This is a genomic window from Variovorax ginsengisoli (assembly GCF_030486595.1).
Classification (GTDB): domain Bacteria; phylum Pseudomonadota; class Gammaproteobacteria; order Burkholderiales; family Burkholderiaceae_C; genus Variovorax; species Variovorax ginsengisoli_B.
This window is the reverse complement of record NZ_JAUJZH010000001.1, coordinates 154,615-171,806: the sequence shown is the minus strand read 5'-3', so window position 1 is coordinate 171,806 and position 17,192 is coordinate 154,615. Positions and strand designations below refer to the sequence as shown.

Annotated in this window: 17 protein-coding genes; 8 read left to right on the top strand and 9 right to left on the bottom strand. The window is 67.9% G+C overall.

Annotated elements, in window-relative coordinates:
- Positions 1–196 precede the first annotated feature (196 nt).
- Positions 197–1,633 carry a surface-behavior sensor histidine kinase ShkS gene (gene shkS, locus QZH52_RS00805; protein WP_286536122.1) on the top strand — a complete coding sequence of 479 codons (1,437 nt, stop codon included), beginning with the start codon at positions 197–199 and terminating at the stop codon, positions 1,631–1,633.
- A gap of 330 nt (positions 1,634–1,963) precedes the next feature.
- On the opposite strand, the gene QZH52_RS00800 is transcribed toward shkS, so the two are convergent.
- The 7 genes from QZH52_RS00800 to QZH52_RS00770 all read right to left on the bottom strand — a co-directional run bounded on the left by QZH52_RS00800 (position 1,964) and on the right by QZH52_RS00770 (position 8,240).
- Positions 1,964–2,560 (bottom strand): LuxR C-terminal-related transcriptional regulator, encoded by a 597-nt coding sequence (locus QZH52_RS00800; RefSeq protein WP_286369234.1) that lies wholly within the window; start codon positions 2,558–2,560, stop codon positions 1,964–1,966.
- Positions 2,561–2,620: 60 nt separating this feature from the next.
- Positions 2,621–3,946: a tryptophan--tRNA ligase gene (locus QZH52_RS00795; RefSeq protein WP_301802449.1), complete on the bottom strand. Its 1,326-nt coding sequence runs from the start codon at positions 3,944–3,946 to the stop codon at positions 2,621–2,623.
- Positions 3,947–3,953: 7 nt separating this feature from the next.
- A complete protein-coding gene (locus tag QZH52_RS00790) occupies positions 3,954–4,625 on the bottom strand; it encodes a site-2 protease family protein (RefSeq protein WP_301802446.1) in 672 nt (223 codons plus the stop codon).
- 41 nt (positions 4,626–4,666) lie between these two features.
- Entirely contained in the window at positions 4,667–5,302 is a 636-nt protein-coding gene (locus QZH52_RS00785) for an L-threonylcarbamoyladenylate synthase (RefSeq protein ID WP_301802444.1), read from the bottom strand.
- Positions 5,303–5,390: 88 nt separating this feature from the next.
- Positions 5,391–6,326, bottom strand: a complete 936-nt coding sequence (locus QZH52_RS00780) for a DMT family transporter (protein ID WP_301802438.1) — start codon at positions 6,324–6,326, stop codon at positions 5,391–5,393.
- The gene (locus QZH52_RS00775; RefSeq protein ID WP_301802435.1) at positions 6,326–7,180 is read right to left on the bottom strand and encodes a 3',5'-nucleoside bisphosphate phosphatase; all 855 of its coding nucleotides are present in this window, start codon (positions 7,178–7,180) and stop codon (positions 6,326–6,328) included. The genes QZH52_RS00780 and QZH52_RS00775 overlap by 1 nt, the downstream gene beginning before the upstream one ends.
- Positions 7,181–7,226: 46 nt before the next feature.
- A complete protein-coding gene (locus QZH52_RS00770; protein WP_301802432.1) occupies positions 7,227–8,240 on the bottom strand; it encodes a transporter in 1,014 nt (337 codons plus the stop codon).
- A 149-nt stretch (positions 8,241–8,389) separates the two neighbouring features.
- Between QZH52_RS00770 and ppk2 the strand changes: the two genes are divergently transcribed.
- Genes ppk2 through QZH52_RS00755 form a run of 3 tightly spaced genes read left to right on the top strand, consistent with a single transcriptional unit; the run spans position 8,390 to position 11,282 of the window.
- The gene (ppk2, locus tag QZH52_RS00765; RefSeq protein ID WP_301802430.1) at positions 8,390–9,307 is read left to right on the top strand and encodes a polyphosphate kinase 2; all 918 of its coding nucleotides are present in this window, start codon (positions 8,390–8,392) and stop codon (positions 9,305–9,307) included.
- 59 nt (positions 9,308–9,366) lie between these two features.
- Complete coding sequence (locus QZH52_RS00760) at positions 9,367–10,410, top strand: extracellular catalytic domain type 1 short-chain-length polyhydroxyalkanoate depolymerase (RefSeq protein WP_301802427.1); 1,044 nt, start codon at positions 9,367–9,369, stop codon at positions 10,408–10,410.
- A 23-nt stretch (positions 10,411–10,433) separates the two neighbouring features.
- Positions 10,434–11,282: a lipase family protein gene (locus QZH52_RS00755; RefSeq protein WP_301802423.1), complete on the top strand. Its 849-nt coding sequence runs from the start codon at positions 10,434–10,436 to the stop codon at positions 11,280–11,282.
- 127 nt (positions 11,283–11,409) lie between these two features.
- On the opposite strand, the gene QZH52_RS00750 is transcribed toward QZH52_RS00755, so the two are convergent.
- Together QZH52_RS00750 and QZH52_RS00745 are read right to left on the bottom strand one after the other, a co-directional pair.
- On the bottom strand, positions 11,410–11,700 hold the full coding sequence (locus QZH52_RS00750) for an addiction module antidote protein (RefSeq protein WP_286504978.1): 291 nt from the start codon (positions 11,698–11,700) through the stop codon (positions 11,410–11,412).
- A complete protein-coding gene (locus QZH52_RS00745; protein ID WP_366919254.1) occupies positions 11,700–11,810 on the bottom strand; it encodes an addiction module toxin RelE in 111 nt (36 codons plus the stop codon). The genes QZH52_RS00750 and QZH52_RS00745 overlap by 1 nt, the downstream gene beginning before the upstream one ends.
- A 331-nt stretch (positions 11,811–12,141) precedes the next feature.
- Here QZH52_RS00745 and urtA point away from each other — a divergent pair, with 331 nt between their 5' ends.
- From urtA to urtD, 4 genes are all read left to right on the top strand, one after another.
- A complete protein-coding gene (gene urtA / locus QZH52_RS00740) occupies positions 12,142–13,410 on the top strand; it encodes an urea ABC transporter substrate-binding protein (RefSeq protein ID WP_286504981.1) in 1,269 nt (422 codons plus the stop codon).
- An 85-nt stretch (positions 13,411–13,495) separates the two neighbouring features.
- Positions 13,496–15,079: an urea ABC transporter permease subunit UrtB gene (urtB, locus tag QZH52_RS00735; protein WP_301802416.1), complete on the top strand. Its 1,584-nt coding sequence runs from the start codon at positions 13,496–13,498 to the stop codon at positions 15,077–15,079.
- Positions 15,076–16,308, top strand: coding sequence for an urea ABC transporter permease subunit UrtC (gene urtC / locus QZH52_RS00730; protein ID WP_301802414.1), 1,233 nt, complete (start codon positions 15,076–15,078; stop codon positions 16,306–16,308). Before urtB ends, urtC begins: the two co-directional genes overlap by 4 nt.
- Positions 16,305–17,180 carry an urea ABC transporter ATP-binding protein UrtD gene (gene urtD / locus QZH52_RS00725; RefSeq protein ID WP_286523266.1) on the top strand — a complete coding sequence of 292 codons (876 nt, stop codon included), beginning with the start codon at positions 16,305–16,307 and terminating at the stop codon, positions 17,178–17,180. Before urtC ends, urtD begins: the two co-directional genes overlap by 4 nt.
- Positions 17,181–17,192 lie beyond the last annotated feature (12 nt).

Genomic DNA, 17,192 nt, shown 5'->3' with positions numbered 1-17,192 from the left:
CGGGTGCGTTGTGCGAACGCGACGAACAAGGCCATGTTTTGGCCGGTGACACGCTGCCGGCCAATTAAGATCAAGCGCTAGCGCCTGGCGCACCCCGGGGTGTGTGGCACGAGGCGGCACGCTCCCATGTGCCGCATGCAGGGCCCCCTCGCGAGGGGCCTTTTTTTTTGGCCTGGATGACAAGGGCGTGATAGCCATGATCGGTAATTCGTCGTTCGCGGGGCTGGGCAACTCCTCGTTCGCCAGCCTCACACCGGCACCGGCTTCCGCCGACGAGGCGGAACCGTGGGTGCGCGGCGAATTGATCCGCAGCCTGATGCGGGCCTCGCGCGGCTCCTACCTGCTGGCGGCGGCGCTGATGCCGGCGATGGTGGGCCTGAGCTGGGGCCATGTGCCGGCCTGGCAACTGATCGTCTGGCTGGTCATCGGCATCGTCGCCACCGGCTGCCGGATCTGGGGCGAGCAGCTCTATGCCCGCCACTACGCCGATCGCGACTCGGCGGCGCAGCAGTATTTCGTCGAGCGCTACCGCTATCTCTGGAGCGCCAGCGGCTTCGCCTGGGGCCTGTCGATCCTGATCTTCTTCGAGCGCACGCCGCTGGTGAACCAGTTCATGAGCTGGCTGATCGTCGCCGGCGTCGCCACCTTCCCGCTCAACGGGCTGGCGCTGCACCCGCCGCTGCTCAGGCGCTACGTCAACACCCTGTTCTTCACGATGCTGGCGGCGATCATCCTGCGCATGATCGAGCTCAAGTTCGAGCGGCCGCATTTCCACTACGGCTTCCTGATGCTGCCGGTGCTGCACTGGTGGCTGCTGCTGCGGGCCGGCCGGCGCATCCACGAGACCGCGCGCAACAGCTTCGAGCTGCTGTTCCACAACCACATCCTGATCAATTCGCTGACCCAGCAGCGGCAGGCGGCGGTCTCGGCGGTGGCCATGAAGAATCGCTTCCTCGCCAGCGCCGCCCACGACATGCGGCAGCCCGTGCTGGCGCTGTCGCTGTACGCCGACTGGCTGCGCAACGAGCCCGAGCTGGTGGCCGACATCGCGCCCAAGATCGTGCGAGCCACGCACGCCGTGAATGCCCTGTTCGATTCGCTGTTCGACCTGGCGCGCATCGATTCGGGCCAGGTGCGCCTGCACATCGAGCGGGTCGACGTGGCCCAGCTGCTGCACGACCTGGAACTGCAGTACCGGCCGGTGGCCGAGGCCAAGGGCCTGACCTTCCGGATGCACGTGACGCCCGGCACCGTGCTGACCGATCCGATCCGCGTGCGCCGGATGATCGGCAACCTGCTGGCCAATGCCACCAAGTACACCGCCGAGGGCGGCATTCTGCTGGCGTCGAGGCAGACCCGCGACGGCCTGCGGGTGGAGGTGTGGGACACCGGCATCGGCATCGCGCGCGAGCACCTGCGCGATGTCTTCCTGGAGTTCTACAAGGTGGCCGACCATGCCGGCACCTCGGACGGCTTCGGCCTCGGGCTGGCGATCGTGGCGCGGCTGTCGCACGCGCTCGGCCATCCGGTCAGTGTGCGTTCGCGGCTGGGGCGCGGCAGCGTGTTCCGCGTCGCCCTGCATGACGCCGACGAGACCCAGGCCCAGACCCGGATCTCGGGCGCGGTGGGTTAGGCCGACGCCGGGCCGCCCCAAGGCGGCCTGCGCCCCCTCGGGGGGCAGCGACACACGCAGTGAGGAGCGTGGGGGCTGGTTAGGCCGATGCCGGGCCGCCCCAAGGCGGCCTGCGCCCCCTCGGGGGGCAGCGACACACGCAGTGAGGAGCGTGGGGGCTGGGTTAGGCCGACGCCGGGCCGCCCCAAGGCGGCCTGCGCCCCCTCGGGGGGCAGCGACACACGCAGTGAGGAGCGTGGGGGCTGGTTTGGGCCGACGCCGGGCCGCCCCAAGGCGGCCTGCGCCCCCTCGGGGGGCAGCGACACACGCAGTGAGGAGCGTGGGGGCTGGTTAACCCGACAGAAGCCCGTTGGTGCGGGCGTGGTGCAGCGCCTGCGTGCGGCTCTTCACGCCGAGGCGACGGAACAGGCGCCACAGGTGCACCTTCACCGTGTGCTCGCTGATGTCGAGCTCGGTGGCGATGTCGCGGTTGCTCATGCCCTGGTCGAGCATGGCGATCAGCTGGGTCTGGCGCTTCGACAGCTTGCTGTTGGCGGCGGCCACCGGCTCTTCGGCGTCGGTGTCGGCCATCAGCAGGCCGCGCAGCGCGGCGGTGAGTTCGGCCGAGCTGGCCGATTTCTCGATGTAGGTGTCGGCGCCGGCCTCGATGCAGGCTTCTTCCATGTCGGCCGAGGGCGAGGCGGAATAGACCGCGATCGGCACGTCCGGGTAGGCCAGCTTGACCGCCACGACGCCCGAGACGCCGGTGGTGTCCGGCAGCTTGAGGTCGAGGCAGAACAGGCCGGGTGCCCCGTGCTGCTTGACGGCCGCTGCCAGCTTGTCGAGGCGCTCGAGTTCGACGATGTTCTCGGCCGGCCGCAGGCGCCGCAGCACCATCACGATCGCGTCGCGCATCAGGGGGTGGTCGTCAATGACATAGATACTCATGATTTACTCGCAGTGTCCGCGGGTCGGGCGCTGCCCATCGCCGCGGGAAATTGACTCACTTCAACCCTCGCTCGCCGCATCGGCTGCAGCAAGCGCCTCCAGTGCGGCCGAAGCCGCACGCATACTCTCGTTGTCCAGTGGCTCAAGCTGCGCGGCGAGCTGCGCCAGGCCGTCCGCGCGCTGCTGGCGCAAGGTGCCGATGGCGCGGCCCGCCTCCTGCGGCGACGCGAACCCCCGGCTTTGTACCAGTTGGACCCCACTGGCGTCGAGCAACTTGAAATAGAAAAGGCCGTCACTGTCGCGGTATTGCTTGAAGCTAGGCCGCGCCACCTTGGCCGCCTTGCGGGCCACCGCCGGATCGTGGCTGGCCAGGTTGCGCAGGCCGACCGCGTGGCGCACGCCCTCCATGAAGGGCCGCGACAGCGCGCGCGCCTTCTCGGCTCCGGCGCGCAAGATCCGCTCGATCTGGGCCGGGTCGTTGAGCAGGGCGTCGTAATGGGCCCGCATCGGCGCGACTTCGCGGTCGATGCGTTCGAACAGCAGCTGCTTGGCGTCGCCCCAGGCGATGCCGGCGGCGAAGGCCTGGCGCAGGCTCTCGGTCTCCTCGTCGTCGGCGAAGGCCTGGTAGATCTGGAACAGCGCCGAGCCCTCGGTCTCCTTGGGTTCGCCCGGCGCGCGCGAATCGGTCACGATGCCGTTGATCAGCTTCTGCAGCTGGGCGCGCGGCGTGAACAGCGGGATCGTGTTGTCGTAGCTCTTGCTCATCTTGCGGCCGTCGAGGCCGGGCAAGGTCGCCACCGAGTCGTCGATCTCTGCCCCGGGCAGCGTGAAGTGCTCGCCGTAGAGATGGTTGAAATGCTGCGCCATGTCGCGCGCCATCTCGATGTGCTGCACCTGGTCGCGGCCCACCGGCACCTTGTGGGCGTTGAACATCAGGATGTCGGCGCCCATCAGCACCGGGTACATGAACAGGCCGGCGCTGACATCGGCGTCCGGGTCCTCGCCGCGGGCGGCGTTCTTGTCGACCTGCGCCTTGTAGGCATGGGCGCGGTTGAGCAGGCCCTTGCCGGTGACGCAGGTCAGGAACCAGGTCAGCTCGGGGATTTCGGGAATGTCGGACTGGCGGTAGAAGGTGACGCGCTCCGGATCGAGCCCGCAGGCCAGCCAGCTCGCGGCGATTTCGAGCGTCGAGCGCTGGATGCGTGCCGGTTCGTCGGTCTTGATCAGCGCGTGGTAGTCGGCCAGGAAGTAGAAGCTCTGGACGTCGTCGCGCCGGCTGAAGCGCACCGAATGGCGAATCGAACCGACGTAGTTGCCCAGGTGCGGCGTGCCGCTGGGGGTGATGCCGGTCAGGTAGCGGATGGGAGTGTCGGGAAGCAGGGCCATGGGAGGTTCAGCGGATGAGGGCGGTGAGCGGGCTCAGGAGCAGCGAGATGGCCTGGTAGCCGAAGGCCATCAGCGGGCTCAGCCACCAGGTGCTGACGACGCCGGCGATGACCAGGCCCATCACGATGAAAAAGCCGAAGGGCTCGATGCGGGCCAGGAACTCCTGGGGGCGGCCGCGCGGCAGCAGGCCGGCCAGCACGCGGCCGCCGTCGAGCGGCGGCAGCGGGAACAGGTTGAAGGCCCACATCACGAGATTGACCAGCACGCCGCCCTGGGCCATCTTGATGAAAAAGGTTTCATTGATGCCGGCGCCGACCAGGCCGACCAGGAACAGCGCCCAGAGAATGGCCTGGAAGAAGTTGGAGGCCGGGCCGGCCAGCGCGACCCAGACCATGTCGCGCTTGGGATGGCGCAGGCGGTTGAAATTGACCGGGACCGGCTTGGCGTAGCCGAACAGGAAGGCGCCCGAAGTGGCGAAATACAGCAGCAGCGGCATCAGGATGGTGCCGACGGGGTCGATGTGCTTGATCGGGTTGAGCGTGACCCGGCCCATCACGAAGGCCGTGTTGTCGCCGAAATACCTCGCCACGTAGCCATGGGCGGCTTCGTGGATGGTGATCGCGAAGACCACCGGCAAGGCGTAGATCAGGACGGTTTGGATGAGATTTGAAATATCCACCGCCGGATTGTCTCAGACGGTCCGGATGTCCCTTGCGGGACTCACAAGCCCAGCACGGCCAGCGCGCCGCGCCCCTGCCGCACCAGCAGCGGTTCACCGCCCGTGCCCATGGGCGTGAGGTCGACCACGGTGGTCGGCTCGGAGGGACAGGCGCCGGCATCGATCACGCCGCCGATCTGTTTCTCGAAGCGCTCGCGGATCTGGGTCGGGTCGTTCATGGCCTCGGTCTCGCCGGGCGGGATCAGCGTGGTCGCCAGCAGCGGCTCGCCGTGCAGGGTCAGGAGTTCGAGCAGCACCCGGTGGTCGGGCACCCGCAGGCCGATGGTCTTGCGCTGCGGATGGCTGACCCGGCGCGGCACCTCCTTGGTCGCCTCGAGCAGGAAGGTGTAGGGGCCTGGCGTGGCCGCCTTCAGCAGCCGGTACTGCTTGTTGTCGACCCGGGCGTAGTTGGACAGCTCGCTCAGGTCGCGGCAGATCAGCGTCAGGTGATGCTTGTCGTCGACCTGGCGGATCCGGCGCAGCTGGTCGACCGCGTCCTTGTCGTCGAGGTGGCAGGCCAGCGCGTAGCTGGAATCGGTGGGTACGGCGACGATCTCGCCGCGCGCCAGCAGGGCGGCGGCCTGTTTCAGCAGGCGCTGCTGGGGGTTGTCGGGGTGGACTTCGAAGAACTGGGCCATGGGGTCGATTCTGCCGCCTGGCGGCGGGGCACTGGTGAACCTTCGCGCAGCAGCGCTTCGGTATTCGCCTTGGGAGCGGCCCGGCGGCTCATGATTCGGCGGGCTCGATGGGCACCCGGCGTTCGCGGACGGTGAGCCAGGCGCCGGCCGCCCCGCAGACTGCGATCAGGCTCATGCCGATCAGCGAAATGCGGTCCGGCACATAGGAGAACATGACCCAGCCGCCCAGCATCGCGAAGGCGATCTGGGCATAGAGATAGGGTGTGAGCGTGGAGGCGGGGGCGCGCTGGTAGGCCAGGATCAGGATGAAATGGCCGACCGTGCCCATGAAGCCCATCAGGCACAGCAGGCCCCACCAGTGCCAGGAGGGCAGCGCGGTCCAGACGAAAGGCACTGCGAACGACGCCAGCAGCGCGCCCACCCAGCCGGTATAGAAGTGCATCGTGAGCGGGTTCTCGGTCTGCGCCAGCTTGCTGGTCAGCACCTGGAACCAGGCGTTGGTCAGCACCAGCCCGATCGGCAGGAACATGGCCCAGCTGAAGGCTTCTCCACCCGGGCGCAGGATCACCAGCGTGCCCGCGAAGCCGCCCGCGACCAGCGTCCAGCGCAGGGGCGACACGTGCTCCTTGAGCGTGGTGGCGGCCAGCAGCGTGATCACCAGCGGCGCAATCAGCACGATCGAGGTGAACTCGGCCAGCGGCATGTAGCGCAGGCTGAAGAAGGCCAGCGTGCTCGAGGCGAGCAGCAGGGCGCCGCGCAGCAGCTGGTAGCGCGGATGGCGGGTGCGCAGCAGCGCCGTGCCGTGGCGCGGCAGCAGCACCAGCGTGGTCGCCACCGCCTGGAACATGTACCGGACCCAGACGCCCATCAGGATCGGCACCGCCGCGGTCGACAGCTTGGTGGCGGTGTCCAGCGTGGCGAAGCAGGCGACCGCGAGCAGCACCAGCCCGATGCCGGCCAGGATCCGCTCGGATTCCAGGTCGCGCGTGCTCCTGCCGGCGGTGGCCTCGCTCGCCGACGCCATCACTGGATGCGGTGGGCCAGCAAGTCCCAGACCGGCGTCAGCTTGCCGGGCAGCGGCGGCAGCTTGCCGAGGTCGCAATGGCTTTCGTCGGGGCTGTGGAAATCGCTGCCTCGCGAGGCGGCGAAGTCGAACTCGAGCGCCTTGTCGGCGTACTCGACGTACTCGGCCGGCGTGTGGCTGCCGGTGACCACCTCGATCGCCTGGCCGCCATGAGCCTTGAACTCGACGAACAGGGCGTATTCCTCGTTGGCCGTGAACTTGTAGCGGCCGGGATGGGCGATCACGGCCATGCCCTTGGCCGCGGTGATCCACTGCACGGCATCCTTGAGCGTGGCCCAGCGGTGCGGCACGTAGCCCGGCTTGCCTTCGGTCAGGAACTTGCGGAACACCTCGGCGGTGTCGCGGCAATGGCCGGCCTCGACCAGGAAACGGGCGAAATGGGTGCGCGAGATCAGTTCGGGGTTGCCGACGAAGCGCAGCGCGCCCTCGTAGGCGCCGTGGATGCCGACCTTTGCCAGGCCTTCGGCCATCTCCTGGGCGCGCTTGCCGCGTCCGCCACGGGTGTCGTAGAGACCCTGGCTGATGGCGGCGTCGTCGGGGTCGAAGCCCAGCCCGACAATGTGGACGGTCTCGCCGGCGAAGGTGACCGAGATCTCGGTGCCCGTGAGGTACTTCATGCCGCGCTCGCGGGCGGCGGCGGCGGCCCGGTGCTGGCCGCCGATCTCGTCGTGATCGGTCAGCGACCAGAGCTCGACCCCGTTGGCGGCGGCGCGCTCGGCCAGCGCCTCGGGCGTCAGCGTGCCGTCCGACACCACGGAGTGGCAGTGAAGGTCGGCGTTGAGGATGGAGGTCACCGCACGAGTTTATTCCTTCTCGGAATGGCTTGCGGCGGGGTCGGTTTCAGCGCTTTTTCCGGAACGCGACCCAGGCGGCGATGGCGGTGAAGGTCATCACGATGGCGACCACGATCCAGAAGCCGTGCTTGTGCTCCGCCAGCGGGATGCCGCCGACGTTCATGCCGAACAGGCCGGCCAGGATGTTGATCGGCAGGGCCAGCACGGTCACCACGGTCAGCACGAACAGGCTGCGGTTGTTGTCCTCGTTGACGTTGTCGGCGATCTCTTCCTGCAGCAGCTTGATGCGTTCCTGCAGCGCGCCCATGTCGCGCAGGACGACCGAGAACTCTTCGGTCGATCCGCGCAGCTCCTGGGCGTCGGGCTCGCTCATCCAGGCGGGCGGGCTCTGCAGCAGCCGGAACAGCGCCGCCGGTTCGGGCGCCAGCAGGCGCTGCAAGCGCACCAGCACCCGCCGCAGCATCCCCAGCCGGGCCCGCTTGTGATCGAGCCGGCCGGCCAGCAGCGCATCTTCGATGTCGTCGATGCGGGAGGTCACGCCGCGCACGATGCGCACCAGCACGTCGGCCTGCACCCGCAACAGGTGCTCGAGCAGCTCGGTGCTGGAGCGCGGCGCGTCGCCGGCCTTGACCGCGGTGCGCAGCGCGTCGACCGAGCGCAGCGGCTGGGTGCGGGCGGTGACGACCAGCCGCGGGCCGACGCTGATCCACAGGGTCGAGATGTCCGAGGGTTCGAAGCTGAACTCGAAGTGGACGTCGTTGATGACCGCGATCAGCGAGTCGTCGGCGCGCTCGATGCGGGTCGAGTGCAGCCCTTCCTTCAGGGTCTCGAAGAAGAGGTCGGACAGGCCGGCGTGGCGCTGCAGCCAGCGCTCGGCCTGGGCATGGCTCAGGTTGAAGTGCAGCCACATGTAGGCCCCGGGGGGCGTGCCCGCGGCCAGCCAGTCGGCGGCCTGGGCGGAATCGACCGCGCGGACCGGGGCGGGGGCGGCGGCATCGAACAGGTAGCCGCAGATCAGGCCGGCTTCGTCGCTGCCGTAGGCGCCAGCGATCGAATTCATGGAGCGAGGGGCATGGTGGGAGTCGTGCCGATGGTGCGGGCCGCATGTGTCAGCCATGTGACGGCGTCGGGTTGGCGTACTTTCTGTCACGCAATCGTCATCCGGCGGCTGCAGCATGGGGGATTGCCCTGCCTCCCACAGAGAAGACCATGACCCTTCCCAGCACCCTCGGCGACCATGACGAACTGATGGCACGCATCGCCCGCGACCTGGTGGACAGCTACGACGAGGAGATCGAGCTCGAGCTCGAGGACCGCAACCTCGACGAGCTCGAGTCGGGAACCATCACCGACAAGGCGGGACGGCAGGCCTACTTCAAGGAGCTGTTCCGGCTCCAGGGCGAGCTCGTGAAGCTGCAGGACTGGGTGCAGCACAGCAAGCAGAAGGTCGTGATCCTGTTCGAGGGGCGCGACGCGGCCGGCAAGGGCGGTGTCATCAAGCGCATCACGCAACGGCTCAACCCGCGCGTGGTCCGGGTGGCGGCGCTGCCGGCGCCGAACGACCGCGAGCGCACCCAGTGGTACTTCCAGCGCTACGTGGCGCACCTGCCGGCGGCCGGCGAGATGGTGCTGTTCGACCGCAGCTGGTACAACCGCGCCGGCGTCGAGCGGGTGATGGGCTTCTGCTCCGACGACGAGTACGAGGAGTTCTTCCGCACGGTGCCCGACTTCGAGCGGATGCTGGTGCGCTCGGGCATCAAGCTGATCAAGTACTGGTTCTCGATCACCGACGAGGAGCAGCACATGCGCTTCCTCGGCCGCATCCACGACCCGCTGAAGCAGTGGAAGCTGAGCCCGATGGACCTGGAGTCGCGCCGCCGCTGGGAGGAGTACACCAAGGCCAAGGAAACGATGCTGGACCGCACCCACATCCCCGAGGCGCCCTGGTGGGTGGTGCAGGCGGTCGACAAGAAGAAGGCGCGCCTGAACTGCATCAGCCACCTGCTGGGCCAGATGCCCTACCACGATGTGCCGCATCCGCCGGTCGAGCTGCCGGCGCGGGTGCGCAACGCCGACTACCTGCGCCATCCGGTGCCGGCCAGCATGTACGTGCCGGAAAGGTACTGATCCGTTCCTTTCGGTGCCGGTAGCTGGGCAGGGGCGAAGCTGCTACCGTGTCCGCAACGATGTCCCGCCGCTCCCTTTCCCCCCTGACGCGTGCCTACGAGCGCAACCTGAAGGCGTTGACCAAGGTCGCGCTGGGCAACGGCAAGCGCATTGCTCGGCGGGTCGCCGATGCCGCGACGCAGCAGCTCAAGCCGCCACCTGGGCCTGGCGACTGGATCGCGGGCGCCGCGCTGGGACCGGCAGGGGCCCGGGCCTTCCACCTCTATCGGCCGCCCGCGCTCCAGCTCCAGCCGGGCGAGAAGCTGCCGCTGATGGTCATGCTGCACGGCTGCGCGCAGACCGGACGCGAATTCGCGATCGCCACCCGCATGAACCGGGTGGCGGACCGCGAGCGCTTCCTGGTCCTCTACCCGGAGCAGGATCGCCTGGCCAACGCGCAGGGTTGCTGGAACTGGTATGACCGCCGTTCGGGCAAGGCCGATGCCGAGGCCGCGACACTGATGGCCGCGATCGACCAGGTGCTGCTGCTCTATCCGGCCGATCGCGAGCGGGTGGCGGTTGCAGGCCTGTCCGCCGGCGCGAGCATGGCGGCCCTGCTGGCCACCCGCTATCCGCTGCGATTCCGGGCGGTGGCCATGCATTCGGGCGTGGCGCCGGGCGCCGCCAAATCGCCGGCCACGGCGCTGGGCGCCATGCGCGGGCGGCACGTGCCGCCGATGCCGGCCACCGCGGTCGGCAAGGCGATGGGTGCCGCAGCGGTCTTCGGCACGCTGCCGCCGCTCTTGATTCTGCATGGCGACGCCGACAGTGTCGTGGCCCCGAGCAACGCCGGCAGCAGCGCCGAGGTCTGGGCCGTGGCCACCGGCAGCCGGCCTGGCGCCGCCCGGGCGCTGCAACGGGGCAAGCGGCATGCGATGCGGGTCACCGACTACCTGCGCGCCGGCCAGGCCGTGGTGACCCTGTGCGAGATCACCGGGCTGGGCCACGCCTGGAGCGGCGGCGCGTCCAGCATGCGCTTCACCGACGCGGCCGGGCCCGATGCCTCGAAACTGGTGTGGGCCTTTGCGGCGCGCCAGTTCCGGCGCACCATGACGACCCCCTAGCGTCGACCTGCCGGAAACCGCCGATGCCCACCATTGCCTACGACGCCAGCCGGAGCGCGCTCTACACGCCCGAGCGGCACCCGACGCTGTTCGAGGCCGGGCGCGCCCACACGCCCGTTCAGTGGGCGGTCGAGGCGGCGCGGCTGGCCTATTACCGCGCCGAGGAGTCGGAAGCCGAGCGGCTGCGGCTTGCCGAGGCGCTGGGAAGCGCCGGCTTCGGTGCGCCGAGGTTTTTCAGGGACCACGCCACCTGCGCCTTCGGCACCTCGAACGGGGGCGACGGCACCGCACTGATCGCGTTCCGCGGCACGCAGCCCGACGAGATCCGTCACCTGGCGACCAACCTGCAGGCCCAGCAGACCGAATGGAGCGAAAGCGGCGGCCGTGTGCATGCCGGATTCGCCAAGGCCGCGCGGTCGGTCTTGCCGCAGATGCGCGACTGGCTGGGCGGCGAGGCGCGGCAGCACAGCCGGTTGATCCTGGCCGGCCACAGCCTGGGCGCGGCGCTCGCCACCCTGGCCGCCACCGTGCTGCAGCCGGCCCTGACCGTGACGCTCGGCTCGCCGCGGGTCGGCGATGCGGATTTCGTCGCGGCGCTGGCCGAGCTGCACGTGATGCGCATCGTCGACGGCTGCGACGTCGTCACGCAACTGCCGCCGGCGCTGTCCTTCTATGCCCACGCCGGGGCCGTGCGCTACATCCGCTGCCTCGACGGCGTCTGCGTGGACGACCCGAGCCCGTCCGAGATCGAGGCCGACCGGCTCCAGGGCCGCGCCCGCTACGCGGCCGAACACGCCTGGCGGCCGGGGTCGGTGCTGCTGCGCGAGCTGGCGGACCACGCGCCGATCAATTACGCGCGCGGGTTTTTCTAGGCATGGTGGTCGCTCCATAGGCGAAGGCAGGCTCGTCTCCGCTATCGTGGTTTGCGCACCGAAGTGTGCCGAGTCACATGTGGCGGATTTCCCCAGCCGCAAACTCGTAGAGGCTCGTAGAGGCAAATCACCGCCGCTGACCCAGCGTCAAAGTGAACCCGAGCGCCCGCATGACCTTGAACAGGGTGTCCGAGTTGGGCGCGCGCTCCCCGGACAAGCTCTTGTAGAGGCTTTCTCGGGAAAGGCCGGTGTCGGCGGCCAGTTTGGCCATGCCGCGTGCACGCGCGATGTGCCCCAGAGCGCCAGCCAACTCGGCCGGGTCGCCGTCCTCCAGCACCTGGCTCAGATACTCCTTCACGTCTTCGTCCGTCGTGAGGTAGTTCGCCATGTCAAATGGCCTCGTCTTGATCTTGCTCATCACAATTCCTTCGCCAACTTGATGGCCTTTCTGATGTCGGCGGCTTGGTTGGATTTGTCGCCGCCACCGAGCATGACGATGATCGCGCCCGAGCGCTCCACGTAGTACATTCGCCAGCCCGGGCCGAAGAATTGTAGCCGCATGGCTACATGGTCGACTCCGCGAAGTTCATCCCCCGACGAGCGGGACCGACAGTGCGGCTGACTTCTGTCGGAGCCGAGCGGCCCCGGCCGGCGCAGCCAGGCTCGTTGGTGAAACACCGCGGAACTGGCTTCGCCAGGCCGCAGGTGTTGCCCCCGGTAGGGGGTGGGCGCCCCGACACGAAGTGCGGGGCAACCTGGGGGCGAGCCAATCTGTACGCCACCCGGCGTATTTCCGCCCCGGCCACCGGTGCGCAGACTCTCTCCATCGTTCCAACCAAACCAGGAGAAGGTCCTCACCATGCAACGTCGATTCACACTCAAGGCGATGACTGCCGCCGTCGCTCTCGCGAGCCTGTCCGCCGTGCCTGCCTTCGCGCAGGACACCATCAAGGTCGGCATCCTGCATTCGCTGTCGGGCACGATGGCGATCTCCGAGACCGTGCTGAAGGACACGGTGCTGATGGCCATCGACGACATCAACGCCAAGGGCGGCGTGCTGGGCAAGAAGCTCGAGCCCGTGGTGGTCGACCCGGCCTCCAACTGGCCGCTGTTCGCTGAAAAGACCAAGCAGCTGCTGGGCCAGGACAAGGTGTCGGTGATCTTCGGCTGCTGGACCTCGGTCTCGCGCAAGTCGGTGCTGCCGGTGCTGGAAGAAATGAACGGCCTGTTGTTCTACCCCGTGCAGTACGAAGGCGAAGAGCTCAGCAAGAACGTGTTCTACACCGGCGCCGCACCCAACCAGCAGGCGATCCCCGCGGTCGACTACCTGATGAGCAAGGAAGGCGGCGGCGCCAAGCGCTGGGTGCTGCTGGGCACCGACTACGTCTATCCGCGCACCACCAACAAGATCCTGCGCGCCTACCTCAAGAGCAAGGGCGTGAAGGAAAGCGACATCGACGAGAAGTACACGCCCTTCGGCCACAGCGACTACCAGACCATCGTCGCCGACATCAAGAAGTTCTCGGCCGGCGGCAAGACGGCCGTGGTGTCGACCATCAACGGCGACTCCAACGTGCCCTTCTACAAGGAACTCGGCAACGCCGGCCTGAAGGCCAAGGACGTGCCGGTGGTGGCCTTCTCGGTCGGTGAGGAAGAACTGCGCGGCGTCGACACCAAGCCGCTGGTCGGTCACCTGGCCGCCTGGAACTACTTCATGAGCCTGAAGAACCCGACCAACACGGCCTTCATCAAGCAGTGGAGCGACTATGCCAAGGCCAAGAACATCCCGGGCCACAAGGACAAGCCGCTGACCAACGACCCGATGGAAGCCACCTGGATCGGCATCCACATGTGGAAGCAGGCGGTCGAGAAGGCCAAGAGCACCGACACCGACAAGGTGATCGCTGCGATGGCCGGCCAGACCTTCAACGCACCCTCGGGCATCGTCTCGAAGATGGACGAGAAGAACCACCACCTGCACAAGAGCGTGTTCATCGGCGAGATCAAGGCCGACGGCCAGTTCAACGTGGTGTGGAAGACGCCGGGCCCGGTGCGCGCCAAGCCGTGGAGCCCCTTCATCGAAGGCAACGACAAGAAGCCCGATTACCCGTCCGGCAAGTCGATGTAAGTTGACCTGAAAGCGGCGCGCCACGGCGCGCCGCTTCATTGCGGAGCCTGTCTTCGCCCTTTCGTTCTTCCTCACCGGCCCGCCTATGCTCCGGACTCTTCTTTCATCCGCTCTCGCCGCCTGCCTGCTGGTCACCGGCGTGGCGCACGCGCTGACCGCCGACGAGGCCAAGGCCATCGCCTCGGGCGAATCCGAAGCCCGCATCGCGGCGCTTAACAAGGCGGTCGCCACCGCCGACGATAAGACCGCGGCCTTCATCCAGGCGATGTCGGACGATGCGGTCAAGTTCACGGCCGACAAGGTGTTCGTCATCAAGGACGACAAGGCCTTCGACCCGGTCACCGGCGCCGAGCAGAAACTGCCCGACGACGCCGAGGACGTGGTCAACAACAACATGATGCGCGGCGCGCTGGATGCCGCGCAGGCCGCCCTCAAGCTCACCAGCAAGGACGACGCGGTGCGCGCCGAGGCCGCCCAGGCGCTCTTCAAGGAGCCCGACGAATCGCGCCTGCCGCTGGTCGAGAAGGCGCTGGCCGCCGAGGCCAACCCGAAGATCAAGGCGCAGCTCGAACTGGTGCGCGCCGCCAGCATGCTCAGCAGCACCGACAAGGACAAGCGCCTGGCCGCCGCCAGCGACCTCGGCGCCAGCCGCAGCCCCGAGACCAAGCTGCTGCTGAACCAGCGCCTGGCCGACGAAACCGAGGCCGACGTCAAGGCCGCCATCGCGGCCTCGATCCGCAGCATCGACGGCTCGCTGGTGTGGGGCGACCGCATCAACGCGATCTTCAGCGGCATCAGCCTCGGCTCGGTGCTGCTGCTGGCGGCGCTCGGCCTGGCGATCACCTACGGCCTGATGGGCGTGATCAACATGGCGCACGGCGAGCTGATGATGATCGGCGCCTACGCCACCTACGTGATGCAGGGCATCTTCCAGCGCTACTTTCCCGAGTCGGCCTTCGGCTGGTACCTGGTGGCGGCGATCCCGGTGGCCTTCCTGGCCTCGGCGCTGGTCGGCGCGGTGCTCGAGCGGGGCGTGATCCGCTTCCTGTACGGCCGGCCGCTCGAGACGCTGCTGGCCACCTGGGGCATCTCGCTGATGCTGCAGCAGCTGGTGCGCTCGCTCTTCGGCGCCCAGAACGTCGGCGTCGAGAACCCGTCCTGGATGAGCGGCGGCCTGACGATGCTGAGCAACGTCGTGCTGCCCTGGAACCGCATCTGCATCATCATCTTCGCCGGCCTGGTGCTGCTGGCGATGGGCTGGCTGATCGGCCGCACGCGGCTCGGCCTGTTCGTGCGCGGCGTCACGCAGAACCGGCCGATCGCCTCCTGCATGGGCGTCAACACGGCACGCATCGACACCTACGCCTTCGCACTCGGCTCGGGCATCGCCGGGCTGGCGGGCTGCGCCCTGTCGCAGATCGGCAATGTCGGGCCCGACCTCGGCCAGAGCTACATCGTCGACTCCTTCATGGTGGTCGTGATGGGCGGCGTCGGCCAGCTCGCGGGCACGGTCTACGCCGCGATGGGCCTGGGCATCCTGAACAAGTTCATCGAAGGCTGGGCCGGCGCGGTGCTCGCGAAGATCGCGGTGCTGGTCTTCATCATCATCTTCATCCAGAAGCGTCCGCAAGGCATCTTCGCAATGAAAGGCCGGAGCGCAGAGGCATGAGCAATTCAGCAGCAGTACTACCTTCGAAGGGGCCGCTGTTGAGCGGCAAGGGCTGGACCGTCTTCTTCGTCGCGCTGATCGCGGTCTGCGCGCTGGCGCCGGTGCTCAACATCATGGTGCCCGCCGGCAGCGCGCTGCACATGAGCGACTACGCGGTGGCGCTGGTCGGCAAGATCATGTGCTACGCCATCTGCGCGCTGGCGATGGACCTGATCTGGGGCTACACCGGCATCCTGTCGCTCGGCCACGGCATGTTCTTCGCGCTTGGCGGCTACATGATGGGCATGTACCTGATGCGCCAGATCGGCCGCGACGGCAACTACAAGAGCGACCTGCCGGACTTCATGGTCTTCCTCGACTGGAAGACGCTGCCCTGGCACTGGACCTTCAGCGACAGCTTCGTCGCCACCCTGGTGCTGATCGTCGCGGTGCCGGGCCTGATCGCCTTCGTGTTCGGCTTCTTCGCCTTCCGCTCGCGCATCAAGGGCGTGTATTTCTCGATCATCACGCAGGCCATGACCTTCGCCGCGATGCTGCTGTTCTTCCGCAACGAGACCGGCTTCGGCGGCAACAACGGCTTCACCGACTTCAAGCGCATCCTGGGCATTCCGATCCAGACGCAAGAGATGCGCATGACGCTGTTCGCGCTGACCGGCCTGACGCTGCTGGGCTTCTTCCTGTTCTCGAAGTGGCTGATCGGCAGCAAGTTCGGCCGCGTGCTGCAGGCCATCCGCGACGCCGAGACGCGGGTCATGTTCTCGGGCTACAACCCGCTCGGCTACAAGCTCACGATCTGGGTCATCTCGGCCATCATGTGCGGCGTGGCCGGTGCCTTGTACGTGCCGCAGGTCGGCATCATCAACCCGGGCGAGATGAGCGCGGCCAACTCGATCGAGATCGCGATCTGGGCCGCGGTCGGTGGCCGGGCGACCTTGATCGGACCGATCATCGGCGCCTTCATCGTCAACGGCGCGAAGAGCTGGCTCACGGTGGCCTATCCCGAATACTGGCTCTATTTCCTCGGTGCGCTGTTCATCGCCGTCACCCTGTTCCTGCCCGACGGCATCGTCGGCCTGGTCAGGAAGTGGATGGCCCGGGCCAAGGCGCCGAGCGAAGGCCGGCGCGAGGCCCGGCGATCGATGGCGGTGGAGCAAGGCGTCGAGCCGGCGGCCGTGGCGCCGACCCCGCCGCCCCTGGCTGGCGTCGAACCGAAGGGAGCCCGCGCATGACCCCCGACCTGATGGAAGCCGGCGCCGAGCGCGTGGCGCGGCATGCCCACCACATCGACCAGGCGCTGCAGACCGAATCCGGCGGCCGCGCGGCGGGCTACGGTCGGCATGCGACCGGCGAGGTCGATGTCACGCATGGCCGCATCCTCTACCTGGAAGACGTCAGCGTGAGCTTCGACGGCTTCAAGGCGATCAACAAGCTGTCGCTCGACATCGCGCCCGGCGAGCTGCGCTGCATCATCGGCCCCAACGGAGCGGGCAAGACCACGATGATGGACATCATCACCGGCAAGACGCGGCCCGACGAGGGCACTGTGTTCTTCGGCAGCACCATCGACCTGCTGCGCCACAAGGAGGCCGAGATCGCGCAGCTCGGCATCGGCCGCAAGTTCCAGAAGCCGACCGTGTTCGAGCACCTGACGGTGTTCGAGAACCTCGAGCTGGCGCTCAAGACCGACAAGGGCGTCAAGGCCTCGATGATGTTCAGGCTCGACTCGGCGCAGGCCGACCGGCTGGCCGAGGTGCTGCACACGATCCACCTCGAAGACAGCGTGCTGCGCCTGGCCGGCAACCTGAGCCACGGCCAGAAGCAGTGGTTGGAGATCGGCATGCTGCTGATGCAGGACCCGAAGCTGCTGCTGCTCGACGAGCCGGTGGCGGGCATGACCGACGAGGAGACGGCCCGCACGGCCGAGCTGTTCCTGAGCTTGAAGGGCAAGCACTCGCTGATGGTGGTGGAGCACGACATGAGCTTCATCCGGACCATCTCGGAGATCGTCACCGTGCTGTGCGACGGCGCGGTGCTGGCGCAGGGCACGTTGGACGAAGTGCAGGCGGACGAGCGGGTGATCGAGGTCTACCTCGGCCGCTGACCAGGAAGGAAA